Source organism: Trinickia camelliae, from assembly GCF_053525655.1.
Genome location: NZ_JBCHAA010000003.1, coordinates 272,325 through 289,372, shown reverse-complemented (window position 1 = coordinate 289,372; position 17,048 = coordinate 272,325). Strand labels below are relative to the sequence as shown.

The window sequence follows — 17,048 nt, the reverse complement described above, 5'->3', positions numbered from 1 at the left end:
GTCACAGGGCATGCACGCGTGCAGTATCCACATTTCGTTTCGGTGTCTCTTCTTCCACACACGCCTCGCGCGCTTTGCGCGCGCCGTCCGGCCGCCTGCGGAGCAGCGGCATGCTAGGCCGGCTCGGAGGCAGGCTGGGCATTGCGCTGCTCAAGTTTCTCGCCATTCTCCCGTATGGTTTCGTCGCGCGCATGGGCGACGGGCTCGGCTGGCTGCTCTACCAGGTCCCCAGCCGGCGCCGGCGCATCGTCCATATCAACCTCAAGTTGTGCTTTCCCGAGTGGAGCGACGAAAAGCGCAAAGACATCGCGCAAAAGCACTTCCGGCATGCGATTCGCAGCTACGTCGAGCGCAGCGTCCAGTGGTTCGGCTCGTTGGAGAAGCTCGAGAAGCTGGTGCAGGTCGACAGCGAAGTCGACCTGACCGATCCCGACATGCCGCCCACGCTGCTGCTCGGCCTCCACTTCGTCGGCATCGAGGCCGGCTCGGTCTTCATCAATCACGCGCTGCGGCGCCGGTGCGGCGCGCTCTATCAGCCGTTGAAGAATCAGGAGCTCGATGAAATCGCCAAGCAGGCGCGCGGCCGCTTCGGTGCGGACATGGCGAGCCGCGCCGACAGCGCGCGCGTCGTGCTGCGCTGGCTAAAAGAGCGCAAGCCGGTCATGCTCGGCGCGGACATGGACTATGGCGTGCGCAACTCCACGTTCGTGCCGTTCTTCGGGATTCCCACCTGCACGCTGACTGCCGTCGGCCGGTTCGCGAAGGTGGGCCATGCGCAGGTCCTGCCGTTCATCGGCGAGGTGCTGCCGAACTACAAGGGCTACCGGCTCAAGGTGTTCAAGCCGTGGGACAACTACCCGAGCGGCGACGACGTCATCGACGCACGCCGCATGAACGCCTTTCTCGAAGAGCAGATTCCGCGCATCGTCGAGCAGTACTACTGGGTGCACAAGCGCTTCAAGACGCGCCCGGAGGGCGAACCGAGCTTCTATTGATATTGGCCCAGGGCCCGATCGCGCCGGCTACAGGCCCTGAACACCCTTTTTTAGACGCCGACGCCGCAAGCCGAGTCACTTACAATAGCGCCCATGAAGCTCAAGTTCACCAAAATGCATGGCGCGGGCAACGACTTCGTCGTGCTCGACGGTTACACCCGTCCACTCGCACTGACGAGCGCCCAGGTGCGCGCGCTCGCGAACCGGCATTTCGGCGTCGGCGCCGATCAGCTGCTGCTCGTCGAGCGGCCCACGATCGACGGCGTCGATTTCAAGTATCGGATCTTCAATTGCGACGGCGGCGAGGTCGAGCATTGCGGCAACGGCGCGCGCTGCTTCGTCAAGTTCGTGCGCGACACGCGCCTCACAGATAAGAAGAGCGTACGCGTGCAGGTACAAAACGGCGTCATCACGCTAACGATGCGGGAAAACGGCCAAGTCGTCGTCGATATGGGGCAGCCGGTGTTTGAACCGGCGCGCGTGCCGTTCGACGCAAGCGGCCTCGAAGGCCGACGCGAAGGCGCCGATACGCTCTGGCCCCTTCAGTTGAGCGGTGTCGATGGCCCGAATGACAGCACGCACTGGATCTCCGTCGTCTCGATGGGCAATCCGCATGCGGTGCAGGTCGTCGATGACGTCGAGCAATATCCGGTCGGCCAGGTCGGCCCTGCGGTCGAGCATCACTCGCGCTTCCCGCAGCGCGTCAACGCCGGTTTCATGCAAATCGTGTCGCGCAGCGAAATCAAGCTGCGCGTGTTCGAGCGCGGCGCCGGCGAAACGCTCGCCTGCGGCACGGGCGCGTGCGCGGCGGTGGCAGCGGGCATCCGCCGCGGGCTGCTCGATTCGCCCGTCACCGTGCACACGCACGGCGGCGTGCTGACCATCGCCTGGGACGGCGCGCGCGCCGAAGCCGCCCCGCTCACGATGGCGGGTCCGGCCGCGACCGTCTTCGAAGGCGAGATCGAGATCGCCGACTGATCTCGCCAACCCACCCATTCAACCGATTCCCTGCGCATTCCTTATTGCCGAGACCATGAACGATCGCGAAGTCGCTGAATACCTGCTCGCCACCCCTGGATTCTTCGACGAGCACGCCGAGCTGCTCGCGACCATCCGGCTTGCGAACCCGCACGGCAAGGCCGCGGTGTCCCTGCAGGAGCGGCAGATGGAAATGCTGCGCGAGAAGAACAAGCATCTCGAGCGGCGTCTCGCCGAACTCTTGCGCTACGGACACGAGAACGACAGCATCGCGGCGAAATTCAACCGCTGGACGATGCGCGTGATGGCCGAGCGCGATGCGTACGCATTGCCCCGCGCCGTCTCGCAAGGGCTCACCGAAGTGTTCGACGTGCCGCAGGCGGCGCTGCGCGTCTGGGATCTGGCCGAGCCGTACCGCGAAGCGGACTTCGCGCGCCACGTGGGCGAGGAAGTGCGGATCTTCGCGAACAGCCTCGCCGCGCCTTATTGCGGCGCAAATACCGGTTTTGAAGCTGCGCAGTGGCTGATTTCGGGCGAATCCGCAGCGACGGCCACGAGTGCGGCGAGCGATTCGTCCGCCGATCCCGCCGCAGCCGAAGGCGGCCCCGCCGAAAGCGCCGCGACGCAATCGATCGCGCTGGTCGCGCTGCGCGATCCGCGCGCGGCCGACGAAAGCGGGGCCGCCTTCGGTCTGCTCGTGATGGGCTCGCCGGACCCACGCCGTTTCCACGAAGGCATGGCGACCGATTTCCTCTCCCAGATCGGCGGGCTCGCAAGCGCGGCGCTGAGCCGCCTGATCGCGCGCTGACGCGCTTGATCCGCGCCCTCATCGATCCCGAAACCGTCCAGTGACCCCGGCCGACAACGACCCGATCGCCGCCTACCTCTCGAGCCTCGAGCATGAGAGGCGGCTGTCGGCGCATACGCTGCGCGGCTACACGCATGAACTCGACGAGCTGAAGAAGCTCGCGAAGGGCCGCCCGCTGGAAAGCCTCACTGCTACCGACATGCGCGGCGCCGTCGCGCGCGCGCATGCGGGCGGGCTGTCGGCGCGCTCGATCGGGCATCGCCTGTCGGCATGGCGCGCGTTCTACCGCTGGCTCGCCGGACGCATCGAGCTGCCCGCCAACCCAGTTGCGACCGTCCGCGCGCCAAAACAGGCAAAAACGCTGCCAAAGGCGCTTTCCGTCGACGACGCCAACGCGCTGATGGAAGCCCCCGCCGCCGCGAACACCGAAGGTCTGCGCGATCACGCGATGCTCGAGCTGTTCTACTCGTCGGGGCTGCGGCTCGCGGAACTGGTCGGCCTCGATGTCGCGTTCGCCGATGCCGACGGCTACCGCTCGGCCGGCTGGCTCGACCTGCAGTCGGCCGAAGTGACGGTGCTCGGCAAGGGCAACCGGCGGCGCACCGTGCCGGTCGGCAGCAAGGCGCTCGATGCGCTCAAGAACTGGCTCGCCGCACGCGGCGAGTTCGTGAAGCTCGATCCGCATCCGCTCTTTTTATCGGCGCGCGGCAACCGGATGTCGCCGAACGTCGTGCGCGACCGCGTGAAGCGCGCGGCGCTCGTGGCCGGCATTCCGGCCAACGTCCATCCGCACGTGCTGCGCCATTCGTTCGCGACGCACGTGCTGCAATCGAGCGGCGATCTGCGCGCGGTGCAAGAGCTGCTCGGGCACGCGAGCATCACCGCGACGCAGGTCTATACCGCGCTCGATTTTCAGCATCTCGCGCAGGTGTACGACAAGGCGCATCCGCGCGCGAAGAAGCGCGACTGAATGCCTGCCTCATAACGGGCGTAGACCCCGCCACGCACGATCCGCGCGGCAGAAACTTGCTTTTGATCATTTATGAATACCGTAACGCTGAAACCGTCGAAGGAAAAATCGCTGCTGCGCCGCCATCCGTGGGTTTATGCGAACGCGATCGACCGCATCGACGGCAAGCCCGCCCCCGGCGCCACCGTGATCGTGCGCGCGCACGACGGCCGCTTTCTCGCGCGCGCCGCGTATAGCCCGCAGTCGCAGATCCGCGTGCGGGTCTGGAGCTTCGATGAAGCCGAGCCGATCGATCACGCCTTTTTCAAGCGCCGCGTGCAGCGCGCGATTGCGCATCGTCAGGCGCTCGTCCATGACACGGGCGCGGTGCGGCTGATCTTCGGCGAGGCGGACGGCCTGCCGGGTCTGATCGTCGATTACTACATCGCGGACGATGCCGAGAAGCGGGGCCAACTCGTCTGCCAGTTCATGGCGACGGGCGTCGAGGCATGGAAGGAAGCGATCGTCGCGGCGCTCGTCGGCGCGACCGGTTGCCCGAACGTCTACGAGCGCTCGGACGTGTCGATCCGCGAAAAGGAAGGTCTGGAGCAGACCACCGGCGTGCTGGCCGGCGACCCGCCACCCGCCACGCTGATCACGAACGAAAACGGCGTGCGGTACCACGTCGATGTCCGCTCGGGCCACAAGACCGGCTTCTACGTCGACCAGCGCGACAACCGCGCGCTAGTCCAGGCGTACGCGGCCGAGCGCGACGTGCTCAACTGCTTCTGCTACACGGGCGGCTTCTCGCTCGCTGCGCTCAAAGGCGGCGCGAAACGCGTGGTGTCGATCGATTCGTCGGGCGAAGCACTGGCGCTCGCGCAAGAGAACGTCACCGCGAACGATTTCGACGCGAGCCGCGCGCAATGGCTCGACGCCGACGCGTTCAAGACGCTGCGCCGCCTCTACGACGAGGGCGAGCGCTTCGACCTCGTCGTGCTCGATCCGCCGAAATTCGCGCCGTCGCGCGAGCACGTGGACCGCGCCGCCCGCGCCTACAAGGACATCAACCTGACCGGCTTCAAGCTGCTGCGCCCGGGCGGCCTGCTGTTCACGTACTCGTGCTCGGGCGCGATCGATGCCGACCTGTTCCAGAAGATCGTCGCCGGCGCCGCGGCGGACGCGCGCGTCGACGCCCGCATCCTGAAGCGCCTGGGCGCCGGGGTCGATCACCCGCTTCTGACGGCGTTTCCGGAAGGCGAATACCTGAAAGGTCTATTGTTGCAAATCGCCTGAACGCCCATAGTTAGCGACGAACCGCGCGGACCACGGGCGCTTGACAGTTATGCAACAATCGTGAGCTGTTGGACGCATTGACACCGATTCACGAACCACAGGCGACTCACATGATTCCCGTCACTATCCTGACCGGCTTCCTCGGCAGCGGCAAAACCACGCTGCTCAAGCGCATCCTGAACGAAAAGCACGGCATGAAAATCGCCGTGATCGAGAACGAGTTCGGCGAAGAGAACATCGACAACGAAATCCTCGTGCAAGACTCGGCCGAGCAGATCGTCCAGATGAGCAACGGCTGCATTTGCTGCACGATTCGCGGCGACCTCGCGCGGGCGCTCGGCGACCTGGCGTCGAAGAAGCAGTCGGGCGAGCTCCAGTTCGACCGCGTCGTGATCGAAACGACTGGCCTCGCGAACCCGGGCCCGGTCGCGCAGACGTTCTTCATCGATAGCGAAATCGCCGACGAATTCCTGCTCGACGCGATCATCACGCTCGTCGACGCGAAGCACGCGAACCATCAGCTCGACGAGCACGAAGTCGTGCAGCGCCAAGTCGGTTTCGCTGACCGCCTCTTCATCACGAAGTCGGATCTCGTCGACGAAGCGACGCTGTCGGACCTGCGTCACCGCCTCGTGCACATGAATCCGAAAGCGACGATCAAGGTCGTCAATTTCGGCGAGGCCGACATCAAGGAAATCTTCGACCTGCGCGGCTTCAATCTGAACGCGAAGCTCGAAATCGACCCGGACTTCCTCGCCGAAGACGATCACGACCACGCTCATCACGCCCATGAGCACGATCATGATCACGCCCATGACCACGAGGACTGCGATCACGATCACGGCCACTGCGAGCACGAAGGGCACGAGCACCACCATCACCACGCGCATCACGACGACAAGATCAAGTCGTTCGTCTACCGCAACGATCGCCCGTTCGACCCGAACAAGCTCGAAGACTTCCTCGGCGGCATCCTGCAGATCTACGGCGAGCGTCTGTTGCGCTACAAGGGCGTGCTCTATATGAAAGGCGTCGACCGCAAGGTCGTGTTTCAGGGCGTGCACCAGATGATGGGCAGCGACCTCGCCGCCAAGTGGCTGCCGGTCGAGAAGAAAACCAACAAGATGGTGTTCATCGGCGTCGACCTCCCGCAAGACCTCATCACCGACGGTCTGGACGCCTGCCTCGCGTAAGGCCGCGTTCGATCCGTGACCCATCCCGCATAGGCGAGGCCGGTTTGTGTGCGCTATGGCACCCAAACCGGTTCGCCGCACCCCTGCCCGTGGTAAAACAGGTGAAAGCCCTATGACAGAAGGGGCCGGATGGCCATCGCTTTTTGACCGCTTGCGCGCTATATTTTCGGGATAGCACGTGGGTCCGACATAGCGATGGATCGGTTGCAGAACCGAATTCTGATTCAGTTACAATACGGGCCCACTGGAGAAAGACAACGAATTGCCCGCGCATTGTCTCGCGCATCTGCTGGATGTCGCACAACGATGCCGGGCAGGTACACGGCGCCGGAAAACCTCATCCGGACTATGCCGAACAATACCGAAGCGCTGGCCTGCGCGCCGGTTGGTAAGCGAGCGCGCAGTCCGGCATCGAGATGCTCGGGGGCATCCGAGGATCGGTTTCCTGAGGAGTTCGGCCCCGCAACGGCGCGAAGGGCGGCACGACAGCCCAGCGTCCGTGTTCGCCTGCGCATCAATGACGCTGGTTGCGGGCAACACGAAAGTGCGGGCAATATGTAAGAGTTTTGCCTCACATTGAAGAAGCACGCAGATGACGACGAAACGACTCTTGACCGAAGCCGAAATCCTGAAGATGAGCGAGAAGGATTACATGAATGAGGATCAGCTCGCTTTCTTCAAGAACCGGCTCGAACAGCTGCAGGCGGAAATCCTCCGCAATGCCGGCCAGACGACCGAGAACCTGCGCGAAACCGTGATCGTGCCGGACCCGGCCGACCGCGCGACGATCGAAGAAGAGCATGCGCTTGAACTGCGCACGCGCGATCGCGAACGCAAGCTGCTGAAGAAGGTGCAGCAATCGCTCGCGCGCATCGACTCGGGCGATTACGGCTGGTGCGAGGAAACCGGCGAGCCGATCGGCATTCCGCGTCTGATCGCCCGGCCCACGGCCACCCTGTCGCTCGAAGCGCAGGAACGCCGCGAGCTGCGCCAGAAGCTGTTCGGCGACTGATTGCTGGAACCGCGCGGCCTGCCTGCCGCGCCTGATACGCTGCTTCGTCGAAGAGGCGCACGGTGAACCGCGCGCCTTTTTCTTTTGGTGCGGCCGCGCCACGCCCTTTTCTGCGCATTTCCACGCCCCGGTGATGGCATTCGTTACCGGCGCTGCTCTGATGTCCGGCGCTCCGCTCGCGCAGCTTTTACTGCGTCCCTCGCCTGCGCGCCAATTTCCCTCCTATGCCCTTTGGCCGACTCTTGATAAAGCGGCGCACGCCCTAAAATTAACCGAACGTGCGTTGCATGAGCGCGCGCGCGTCAAGTCGCGCCTCGTCCGCCTACCCGATACGCTCGGGCGGCACATGACTCAGCACCGCCCGGGATCTTCAGCTTTTCAAAAGGAACGCACATGGAGCAATTTCACGGCACGACGATCGTATCCGTGCGGCGCGGCGACAAGGTCGCGCTCGGCGGCGACGGCCAGGTGACGCTCGGCAACATCGTCATGAAAGGCGGCGCGAAGAAAGTCCGGCGCATTTACGGCGGCAAGGTACTCGTTGGCTTCGCCGGCGGCACGGCCGATGCGTTTTCGCTGCTCGACCGCTTCGAAGCCAAGCTCGAAAAACATCAGGGCAACCTGACCCGCGCCGCCGTCGAACTCGCCAAAGACTGGCGCACCGACCGCATGCTGCGCCGCCTCGAGGCGATGCTGATCACCGCCGACGCGCAAACCACCCTCGTCATCACCGGCAACGGCGACGTGCTCGATCCCGAAGAGGGAATCTGCGCGATCGGCTCGGGCGGCGCGTATGCGCAGGCCGCGGCCCGCGCGCTCGCCGAAAATACGGATCTTTCGCCGCGCGACATCGTCGAAAAGTCTTTGGCGATTGCCGGTGACATGTGTATCTATACCAACCATAACCGCGTCATCGAGACGATCGAGTGAGGCAACGATGAGCACCATGACCCCCGCCGAGATCGTCTCGGAACTCGACAAACACATCATTGGCCAGAAGCGTGCGAAACGCGCGGTGGCCGTCGCGCTGCGCAACCGGTGGCGCCGCCAGCAAGTCGCCGATCCGCTGCGCCAGGAAATCACGCCGAAGAACATTCTGATGATCGGGCCGACGGGCGTTGGCAAAACCGAAATCGCGCGGCGTCTCGCGAAGCTCGCCGACGCGCCGTTCATCAAGATCGAAGCGACCAAGTTCACGGAAGTCGGCTACGTGGGGCGCGACGTCGACAGCATCGTGCGCGACCTGATCGAAATCTCCGTCAAGGAGACGCGCGAGACGGAAATGCGCAAGGTCCGTTCGAAAGCGCAAGACCAAGCCGAAGACCGCATCCTCGACATCCTGCTGCCGAGCGCGCGTCCGGTCGGCTTCGGCTCGACGGCGCCGGCTTCGAGCGATCACGGCGACGACGGCAACGCCACGCGCCAGACGTTCCGCAAGCGCCTGCGCGAAGGCTCGCTCGACGACAAGGAAATCGAGCTCGATGTCGAATCGCCGCAAATCGGCATGGACATCATGGGCCCGCCGGGCATGGAAGACATGACCGAGCAAATCCGCTCGATGTTCGCGAATCTGGGCGGCGGCAAGAAAACGCGCCGCAAGCTCAAGGTCAAGGAAGCGCTGAAGGTTCTCACGGACGAAGAAGCATCGAAGATGCTCAACGACGAGGAAGTGAAGGCGAAGGCCGTGCAGAACGTCGAGCAGAACGGCATCGTGTTTCTCGACGAAATCGACAAGATCGCCTCGCGCAGCGAGACGGGCGGCGCCGAGGTGTCCCGCCAGGGCGTGCAGCGCGATCTGCTGCCGCTCGTCGAAGGCACGACGATCAATACAAAGTACGGCACGGTGAAGACGGATCACATCCTCTTCATCGCGAGCGGTGCGTTCCATCTGTCGAAGCCGAGCGACTTGATCCCCGAGCTGCAAGGGCGCTTTCCGATTCGTGTCGAGCTCGATTCGCTGTCGGTTGAGGACTTCGAAGCAATTCTCATCGCGACCGACGCGAGCCTCGTCAAGCAATACCAGGCGCTGCTCGCGACTGAAGACGTGCAGCTCGATTTCGCCGCAGACGGCATCCGCCGGATGGCCGAAATCGCGTTCTCGGTCAACGAGAAGACTGAGAACATCGGCGCGCGGCGCCTGTACACAGTGATCGAAAAGCTGCTCGAGGAAGTATCTTTCGCGGCGGGCAATCACTCGGGCACAGCGGTGAAGATCGATGCGGCATACGTCGATAGCGCTCTGGGTGAAGTGTCGCAAAGCGAGGATCTGTCTCGCTACGTGCTGTAAGCGGTTACGCGTAAAGCGTTAAACCAAGAGAAAACGGGCGGCCTGCATCGCGCAGGACCGCCCGTTTTTTATTCGACGCGGAAAACGTGAACAAACGTTACTGCTTCACCGGCCGCTTCGAGAGCTTGCGCTGCAGCGTGCGCCGATGCATGTTCAACGCACGCGCCGTCGCCGAGATATTGCCGCCGTTCTCAGCCAGCGCCCGCTGAATGTGCTCCCACTCGAGCCGCGCGACGGAAAGCAGCGTCGGGTGCTCGATGGCCTCCTCAGCCGTCGCGGCGCTCGCCTCCGCCTGCAACGCCGCGAGAATCGATTCGACGTTGGCCGGCTTGGCGAGGTAGTTGTCGGCCCCGTCCTTCACTGCCTGCACGGCTGTCGCAATGCTCGCGTAGCCGGTGAGGATCAGCATCCGCGCGGCGGGCTGCAATTCGCGCAGCGGCGCGACGAGACTCAAACCCGAATCGCCCCCCAAATGCAGGTCGACCGTGATCTGCCCAAACTTCTGCTGGTTCGCGAGCTTGATCGCTTCGTCGGCATTCGGCGCCGTGTGAACCGTGTACCCCCGGCGCGTCAGCCCTCGGGCCAGGATGCCCGAGAACACTTCGTCGTCGTCGATGACCAGGAAATTCATATCGCTCATGTGTTTTTCTCCCTCGTATCGGTTGAAGCGGAAGCGGCGTGGCCCGCGCCTGCCTCCCCTTTGGCTGCGGGCAGACGAAGCACCGCCCGCGTGCCGCGCGGCTTGCCGTCGGCAAGCTCGATCTCGCCGCCAAGCCGCGCCGCAGCCGTGAAAGCCAGATAGAGCCCCACGCCGTGGCCACCTTGCGTGCTGTCTACCGGCATCGCGCCGAGCCTGCCGCGCAACTGCGGCGGAATGCCCGGCCCTGAATCGCAGACCTCGAACTCGATTTCGCCATTCACGCTCGATGCGGCGAGCGTGACGCGATCGCGGCTCGCGCGCGCGGCGTTGTCGAGCAGGATGGTCAGAATCTGGCTGACGGCGACCGTGTCGTCAAGCCACACGCCTGTGGGCACGACGCCGATCCGTTCGAATTTCACGTGCGGATGGCGCAAGCGCCACTGGGCGGCAAAACTTTCGAGCCACTCGTCGAGCGTTTGCCGATGGGACGCCACCGACGCCCGGCTTCGCAAGCGCGCTAGTGCGGATGTGCAGAGCGTCATCTGCTGTTCGAGCAGATCCAGATCGGCGGAATACGGCGCAAGCCCTTTGTCGCTGCGAGCCGCGTCGCGCAACTCCTCGGACAGCATCGCGATAGTCGATAGCGGGGTACCGATTTCGTGAGCGACCGTGGCCGCCTGCACGCCCAGCGCGACCGCCCGCTCATCACGCAAGAGACGCTGCTGCGCATCGGCAAGCGCGGCGTCGCGCAGACGCAGCCCGTTCGACATGCGCGCGACGAACCACGCGATCAACCCGACGCTCACCATGAAGTTCACCCACATGCCAGCGCGATAGTAGTCGAACAGGTTGGCGGGGTTGTCCATGTTGAGGGGGATCGAATCGAACCCGAGCGCCGCGTAGCAGCAGACCGCGAACGCCGCGAGCCAGATCATCAAGTGCCACGGCAGGACGGCGGCGGCGATCGCGAGCGAAGGCAGGTAAAGCGAGACGAACGGGTTCGTCGTGCCGCCCGACAGAAAGAGCAGTGCGGACAACGCACCGAGGTCGACCCACAACTGGCCGAGCAGCTCGAAATTGGTCTCGGGCCGCGCCCGCGCGACACGTACCCAGGTGAGCGCATTGAAGACGACTTCGAGCGTGATCACCATGAGCATGGCCGGCAGCGGCAAATGCACGCCGAAGAAGATCTGCACAACGGCAATGGTGACAAGCTGGCCGATGATCGCCAGGCAACGCAGCCAGAACAGGTGGCCGAGATTCACGCGGCCGGTATTGGTTATTCGGTGCATCGCACGAGTTTAACCGCTCGGCGCTTCCGGGGACACAGTGACGATGGCCTCGGCGAGACACTCCGGGCACAGGCAACGCATATTGGGTACCAAGCGCTCGGACGGCACGGCGGGCATCGACGTGCACCAACAGTTGAACGGTTCGGATGGGTCGGCGCGCTTGCCGCAATCGAACGCGCGGCCGCAGCGCGGACAGCGTGCGCTCGCGCCGGCGGGCGACGCGGAGCGAGTCGGGGAGGAGGAGCCTGAATGAGTCATGACGCGTCGAAACAACAATCGAAACTGAGTCGAATCAAGCGGATAAATGCATGATGCCACGGCTCGCGGGGCTCGCCGGAGAACGGCGTAAAAACCACCGTCCTATGACGTTTGGATGACCGGTAAAAACCGTGCTGCGCTGCGCCAGTCCTGTACAATTCGCCCTGTTTCGCCCGTCTCAACCGTTTGTTCCGTGCCGAGTTTGCCGCCATGTCCGAGCCCGTCGACCTCTCGCAGATTGCCCCCACGCTGAAAGCCGAAATTCTCGCGGAAGCGCTGCCCTATATTCGCCAGTATCACGGCAAGACCGTGGTCATCAAATACGGCGGCAATGCAATGACCGAAGAGCGCCTGAAGCAAGGCTTCGCGCGCGACGTCATTCTGCTGAAGCTGGTCGGCATCAACCCGGTGATCGTGCACGGCGGCGGCCCGCAGATCGATCAGGCGCTCAAGAAGATCGGCAAGCAAGGCACGTTCATCCAGGGCATGCGCGTCACCGACGAAGAGACGATGGAAGTCGTCGAATGGGTGCTCGGCGGCGAGGTGCAGCAAGACATCGTCACGCTCATCAATCATTTCGGAGGCCATGCCGTGGGCCTCACGGGCAAGGACGGCGGCCTGATCCACGCGCGCAAGCTGATGATGCCGGACCGCGACAACCCCGGCCAATATGTCGACATCGGCCAAGTGGGCGAAGTCGAGGCGATCAACCCGGCTGTCGTGCGCGCACTGCAGGACGACGCGTTCATTCCGGTCATCTCGCCGATCGGCTTCGGCGAAGACGGTCTCTCGTACAACATCAATGCGGATCTGGTCGCGGGCAAGCTCGCTGTCGTGCTGAACGCCGAAAAGCTCGTGATGATGACGAACATCCCCGGCGTGATGGACAAGGCGGGCAACTTGTTGACGGATCTGTCGGCGCGCGAGATCGACGCGCTCTTCGCCGACGGCACGATCTCGGGCGGCATGCTGCCGAAGATCGCTTCCGCGCTCGACGCCGCGAAGAGCGGCGTGCGCTCGGTCCACATTATCGACGGCCGAATCGAGCACTCGGTGCTGCTCGAAATCCTGACCGAGCAGCCGTTCGGCACGATGATCCGCTCGCATTGAGCCCGACCCGCGAAGCGCGGCGCGCATAATGGCGCCGTGCTTCGCCTGCTGTCCGGGCGCATGTATCCCGCTCTGCCCCGCCCCCTCGCCATGCCCACCTCTCGCTCCAAGCGGCGCCGGCCGCACGTCAACACAGGCGGCCCCGTCTGGCTGTTCGATCTCGACAACACGCTGCACCACGCGTCGTACAAGATCTTCCCGGCGATCAATCAAGCGATGACGCAGTACATCATCGATACGCTACAAGTCGAGCTCGACGTAGCGAACCGTCTGCGCACCGGCTACACGGAGCGCTACGGCGCGGCCTTGCTCGGGCTCACACGGCATCATCCGATCGATCCGCACGACTTCCTTAAGGAAGTGCACAACTTCCCCGACCTCGGCCCGATGGTGCGCGCCGAGCGCGGCCTGGCGCGCCTCGTCGCCGCGCTGCCGGGACGCAAGATCGTGCTGACCAACGCCCCGGAAGCCTACGCGCGCGCGGTGCTGCGAGAGCTCTCGATCGAGCGCCTGTTCGAGCGCGTGATCGCCATCGAGCACATGCGCGACCGCCGCGTGTGGCGCGCGAAACCCGACGCCTCGATGCTGCGCCGGGCGATGCGCGACGCGCACGTGCCGCTATCCGACGCGATCCTCGTCGAAGACACACGCGGGCACCTGAAGCGCTACAAGCGCTTGGGGATCAAGACAGTTTGGATCGTCGGCCATCTACCCACTGCGACTCAGGCAAACGGCACCCCGGCGCGCCAGCCGGGCACGGGTCGTCCCCACTATGTCGATCGTCGCATTCGTTCGTTAAAATCACTTCGAGTGAGTACTCGATCGGGGCGACAAAAATGCAGCCGACTCAAAAGCATGACGCGGCCGTAAATAGCGAGGACGCGCAGTACCAGCAGGACCACGCGGAAGAGACCCATCCAGTGGGCGCCCGCGCGCCGCGCCTAAAACCCGGCGAGCGGAGGGTGCATATCCTCCAGACGCTCGCCGCGATGCTGGAAGCCCCAAAAAGCGAAAAGATCACGACCGCGGCGCTGGCCGCACGGCTCGGCGTATCGGAAGCCGCGCTCTATCGGCATTTCGCGAGCAAGGCGCAGATGTTCGAAGCGCTGATCGAGTTCATCGAAGAGACCTTTTTTGGCCTCGTCAACCAGATCACGGCGAAGGAGCCGAACGGCGTGCTGCAAGCGCGTGCGATCGGCTTGATGCTGCTCAACTTTTCCGCGAAAAATCCCGGCATGACGCGCGTGTTGACGGGCGAGGCGCTCGTCGGCGAGCACGAGAGGCTCGCCGAACGCGTCACGCAGATGCTCGAGCGCATCGAAGCGTCGCTCAAGCAGTGTCTGCGGCTGGGACTGATGGAGGCCAATCAGAAATCGGCCGAGTCCCCGGTGCCGCTGCCGACCGACTACGACCCTGCCGTGCGCGCGAGCCTCGTCATCAGCTACGTGCTCGGACGTTGGCACCGATATACAAAGAGCGGCTTCTCGCGCGCGCCGGGCGAGCACGCCGACGCGCAACTGCGGCTGATCCTTCAATAGTCCAGAATGTCTTGGGCGGGTTCGATGCCCGTCAGTCGATCGGCCGCCCCGCCGTCTCGCGAATAAACGGAAGCGCAAGCAACGACACGCCCCCGCAGCCGATCAGATACCACGCCGGAGCGAGCGGGCTGCCCGACAGCTCGATCAGCCACGTCGCGAAGAACTGCGCGAAGCCGCCGAAAATCGACACCCCGAGGCAGTAGACGATCGACATCCCGGTCGCCCGAATCTCGCGCGGAAACAGCTCGGGCAACATCACGATGTTCGGCACGGCGGTGAATGCGACCAGCACTGCGAGAACGGCGACTACAGAAAGCAGCACGGGCACGGTCGGATAGGCATTGATCAGCATGAACGCCGGATAGACCACGAGCACGAGCAGCACGCGCGACACCCACAGCACCGGCTTGCGGCCGACTCGGTCCGACAGCGCCCCCGCAAACGGCGAGCAGATCACGGTCATGAGTGCGGCGGTCCACGATGCCCACAGCGCGAGCGACATCGGCATGTTCAGCATCCGGATCGCGTAGGTCGACAGATAGAACAGCACGATGTAGTTCGCTGCAGTGCCGCCGATCGTCGTCACGACGCCCGTCGTGATCGCGCTCGCGTGGTGGCGGAAGATCGTGCGCGCGGGGTGCGCGACGGGCTCGGCGGCCGGCTTCGTTGCCGGCTGGCGATCGCCGGTCTCGACGCCCGGCAGCGTCTCGTCGAGATGTCGGCGGATATAGCTGCCGATCGGCCCCATCGCCATGCCGATCACGAACGGAATGCGCCAGCCCCAGCTTTCGAGCGACGGCGTCGACAAGCTCGCCGCCAACACCACGCCAAGCAACGACCCGCACACCGTGTTGAGCCCCTGGCTCACGAACTGCCAGCTGCCGTAGAAGCCGCGCGTACGGTCGCTGCCGTATTCGAGCAGAAGCGAGGTCGACGCGCCGACCTCGCCGCCGATCGCAAAGCCCTGGATCAGCCGCGCGAGGATCACGAGCGCAGGCGCGGCAACACCGATCATCGCGTAAGTCGGCGCGAACGCGATGATCGCCGAACCGAGCGTCATGAGCCACAGCGTGAGGCTCATCGCGGCCTTGCGGCCCGCGCGGTCCGCGTAGCCGCCGAGCACGATGCCGCCGATCGGCCGCATGATGAAGCCGACGCCGAAGGTGCCCACGGCCAGCATCAATTGCGCGAGCGATCCGTGAACCGGGAAATACAGCTTGCCGATGATCGTCGCGAAGAAGCTGTAGATCGTGAAGTCGAAAAACTCGAGGCCGTTGCCGATCGTGATCGCAGCGATCGCCTTCGGCTTCGAGATGCGCTTGGGTTGAACAGCGCCGGCGCTCTGCGGGCCGGTCGCGTCAGCGGCGGAATATTCCATGTCTCTCTCCATGCGTGGTGCGCTGGCCGCTCAGGCGGCTTCAGGCACTATGTCGTGCTCAAAGGAGGAACGCCTCGGCGAGCTTCACCCAGTACGCGGCGCCTGTCGCGAGACAGTCGTCGTTGAAGTCGTAGCCCGGGTTGTGGACCATGCAGCCGCCCTCCCCGTCGCCATTGCCGATGATCAGGTAGCTGCCCGCGCACCGTTCGAGCAGGAACGCGAAGTCCTCGCTGCCCGTGAGCGGCTCCATGTCTCGGATCAGGCCGGCCTCGCCGACCCAGTCGAACGCGACCTGGCGAGCGAAAGCGGTCATCTCCACATCGTTGACGAGCACCGGATAGCGGCGCTGGTAGTCGATCTCGGCGCGCGCGCCGTACACGGCGGCCTGCGCGTGAATCACTTCGGTGATGCGTTTTTCGAGGAGATCGCGCACTTCTGGTCTCAGCGCGCGCACCGAGAGGCGCATTTCCGCACTGTCCGGAATTACGTTCGGCGCCTCTCCCGCGTGGATCGCGCCGACCGTGATGATCGCCATGTCGAGCGGCGCGACGTTGCGCGCGACGATCGTCTGCAGCGCCAGCACGATCTGCGCGCACACGACGACCGGATCGATGGCCTTGTGCGGCACCGCGCCGTGGCCGCCGCGGCCGATCACTTTCGCTATCACCGTATCGGACGACGCCATGAACGAGCCCGGCAGGAAGCCGAACTTGCCGGTCGGGTGGCCGGGCATGTTGTGCATCGCGAACACGGCATCGCACGGGAAGCGCTCGAACAGGCCGTCTTCGAGCATTTTCTTGGCGCCCGCGAGGCCTTCCTCGGCTGGTTGGAAAATCAGATTCAGCGTGCCGTCGAACGATTTCTCGCGCGCGAGGTGTTTCGCGGCGGCAAGCAGCATCGCCGTGTGGCCGTCGTGGCCGCACGCGTGCATCTTGCCGGGGAGCTTGCTTGCGTACGGAAGGCCGGTCTGCTCGTGGATCGGCAGCGCGTCCATATCGGCACGCAAGCCAAGGCGCCGCGTGCCATTGCCTACTTTCAGTTGCCCCACCACACCGGTCTTTCCGAGCCCGCGATGGACCGTGTAGCCCCACGCCTCGAGCCGCTCTGCGACCAGATCGCCGGTCGCCACTTCCTCGTACGCGAGCTCCGGATGCGCGTGGATCTGGCGCCGCAAGGCGATCATTTCGTCTTCCAAATCGGCGATGCCGGCAGGGATTGCCATCGTGTTCACGGTGCTGTCTCCGTCTGTGATTTGCATCGACGCAGCATAGCCAGCGATATTGTTGGGAGGCAGGCGTAGAATCGTCGCGACAG

At 64.3% G+C, this 17,048-nt stretch carries 17 protein-coding genes; 12 read left to right on the top strand and 5 right to left on the bottom strand.

What is annotated here, in order from left to right; all coding sequences use genetic code 11:
• The first annotated feature begins 110 nt into the window (after window positions 1–110).
• The 9 genes from AAHK20_RS07560 (at window position 111) to hslU (ending at window position 9,518) form a co-directional block, all read left to right on the top strand.
• On the top strand, window positions 111–995 hold the full coding sequence (locus AAHK20_RS07560) for a lipid A biosynthesis lauroyl acyltransferase (RefSeq protein WP_449180830.1): 885 nt from the start codon (window positions 111–113) through the stop codon (window positions 993–995).
• 93 nt (window positions 996–1,088) lie between these two features.
• Window positions 1,089–1,973: a diaminopimelate epimerase gene (gene dapF, locus AAHK20_RS07555; RefSeq protein ID WP_449180829.1), complete on the top strand. Its 885-nt coding sequence runs from the start codon at window positions 1,089–1,091 to the stop codon at window positions 1,971–1,973.
• Window positions 1,974–2,028: 55 nt separating this feature from the next.
• Window positions 2,029–2,781: a DUF484 family protein gene (locus AAHK20_RS07550; protein WP_449180828.1), complete on the top strand. Its 753-nt coding sequence runs from the start codon at window positions 2,029–2,031 to the stop codon at window positions 2,779–2,781.
• A 40-nt stretch (window positions 2,782–2,821) separates the two neighbouring features.
• Window positions 2,822–3,751 (top strand): tyrosine recombinase XerC, encoded by a 930-nt coding sequence (xerC, locus tag AAHK20_RS07545; protein ID WP_449180827.1) that lies wholly within the window; start codon window positions 2,822–2,824, stop codon window positions 3,749–3,751.
• Between the two features lie 72 nt (window positions 3,752–3,823).
• Window positions 3,824–5,026, top strand: coding sequence for a class I SAM-dependent rRNA methyltransferase (locus AAHK20_RS07540; protein ID WP_449180826.1), 1,203 nt, complete (start codon window positions 3,824–3,826; stop codon window positions 5,024–5,026).
• Window positions 5,027–5,136: 110 nt separating this feature from the next.
• A complete protein-coding gene (locus tag AAHK20_RS07535; RefSeq protein WP_498063344.1) occupies window positions 5,137–6,219 on the top strand; it encodes a CobW family GTP-binding protein in 1,083 nt (360 codons plus the stop codon).
• Window positions 6,220–6,811: 592 nt separating this feature from the next.
• Window positions 6,812–7,231, top strand: coding sequence for an RNA polymerase-binding protein DksA (dksA, locus tag AAHK20_RS07530; RefSeq protein ID WP_449180825.1), 420 nt, complete (start codon window positions 6,812–6,814; stop codon window positions 7,229–7,231).
• Window positions 7,232–7,624: 393 nt separating this feature from the next.
• Entirely contained in the window at window positions 7,625–8,161 is a 537-nt protein-coding gene (gene hslV / locus AAHK20_RS07525; RefSeq protein WP_449180824.1) for an ATP-dependent protease subunit HslV, read from the top strand.
• 7 nt (window positions 8,162–8,168) lie between these two features.
• Window positions 8,169–9,518 (top strand): ATP-dependent protease ATPase subunit HslU, encoded by a 1,350-nt coding sequence (gene hslU / locus AAHK20_RS07520; protein WP_449180823.1) that lies wholly within the window; start codon window positions 8,169–8,171, stop codon window positions 9,516–9,518.
• Window positions 9,519–9,615: 97 nt separating this feature from the next.
• Here hslU and AAHK20_RS07515 read toward each other — a convergent pair whose 3' ends face one another.
• The 3 genes from AAHK20_RS07515 to AAHK20_RS07505 are packed head-to-tail and all read right to left on the bottom strand — an operon-like array spanning window position 9,616 to window position 11,708.
• Complete coding sequence (locus AAHK20_RS07515) at window positions 9,616–10,158, bottom strand: response regulator transcription factor (protein WP_449180822.1); 543 nt, start codon at window positions 10,156–10,158, stop codon at window positions 9,616–9,618.
• The gene (locus AAHK20_RS07510; RefSeq protein WP_449180821.1) at window positions 10,155–11,450 is read right to left on the bottom strand and encodes an ATP-binding protein; all 1,296 of its coding nucleotides are present in this window, start codon (window positions 11,448–11,450) and stop codon (window positions 10,155–10,157) included. The genes AAHK20_RS07515 and AAHK20_RS07510 overlap by 4 nt, the downstream gene beginning before the upstream one ends.
• A gap of 9 nt (window positions 11,451–11,459) precedes the next feature.
• Window positions 11,460–11,708: a cysteine-rich CWC family protein gene (locus AAHK20_RS07505; protein ID WP_449180820.1), complete on the bottom strand. Its 249-nt coding sequence runs from the start codon at window positions 11,706–11,708 to the stop codon at window positions 11,460–11,462.
• Between the two features lie 210 nt (window positions 11,709–11,918).
• Here AAHK20_RS07505 and argB point away from each other — a divergent pair, with 210 nt between their 5' ends.
• The 3 genes from argB (at window position 11,919) to slmA (ending at window position 14,356) form a co-directional block, all read left to right on the top strand.
• Window positions 11,919–12,818 carry an acetylglutamate kinase gene (argB, locus tag AAHK20_RS07500; protein WP_449180819.1) on the top strand — a complete coding sequence of 300 codons (900 nt, stop codon included), beginning with the start codon at window positions 11,919–11,921 and terminating at the stop codon, window positions 12,816–12,818.
• 90 nt (window positions 12,819–12,908) lie between these two features.
• Window positions 12,909–13,688: a pyrimidine 5'-nucleotidase gene (locus tag AAHK20_RS07495; protein WP_449180818.1), complete on the top strand. Its 780-nt coding sequence runs from the start codon at window positions 12,909–12,911 to the stop codon at window positions 13,686–13,688.
• Complete coding sequence (slmA, locus tag AAHK20_RS07490) at window positions 13,655–14,356, top strand: nucleoid occlusion factor SlmA (protein ID WP_449180817.1); 702 nt, start codon at window positions 13,655–13,657, stop codon at window positions 14,354–14,356. Before AAHK20_RS07495 ends, slmA begins: the two co-directional genes overlap by 34 nt.
• A gap of 31 nt (window positions 14,357–14,387) precedes the next feature.
• Here slmA and AAHK20_RS07485 read toward each other — a convergent pair whose 3' ends face one another.
• Window positions 14,388–15,734: an MFS transporter gene (locus tag AAHK20_RS07485; protein WP_449180816.1), complete on the bottom strand. Its 1,347-nt coding sequence runs from the start codon at window positions 15,732–15,734 to the stop codon at window positions 14,388–14,390.
• Window positions 15,735–15,792: 58 nt separating this feature from the next.
• Window positions 15,793–16,956, bottom strand: a complete 1,164-nt coding sequence (locus AAHK20_RS07480) for a M20 aminoacylase family protein (protein WP_449180978.1) — start codon at window positions 16,954–16,956, stop codon at window positions 15,793–15,795.
• Window positions 16,957–17,048: the final 92 nt, after the last annotated feature.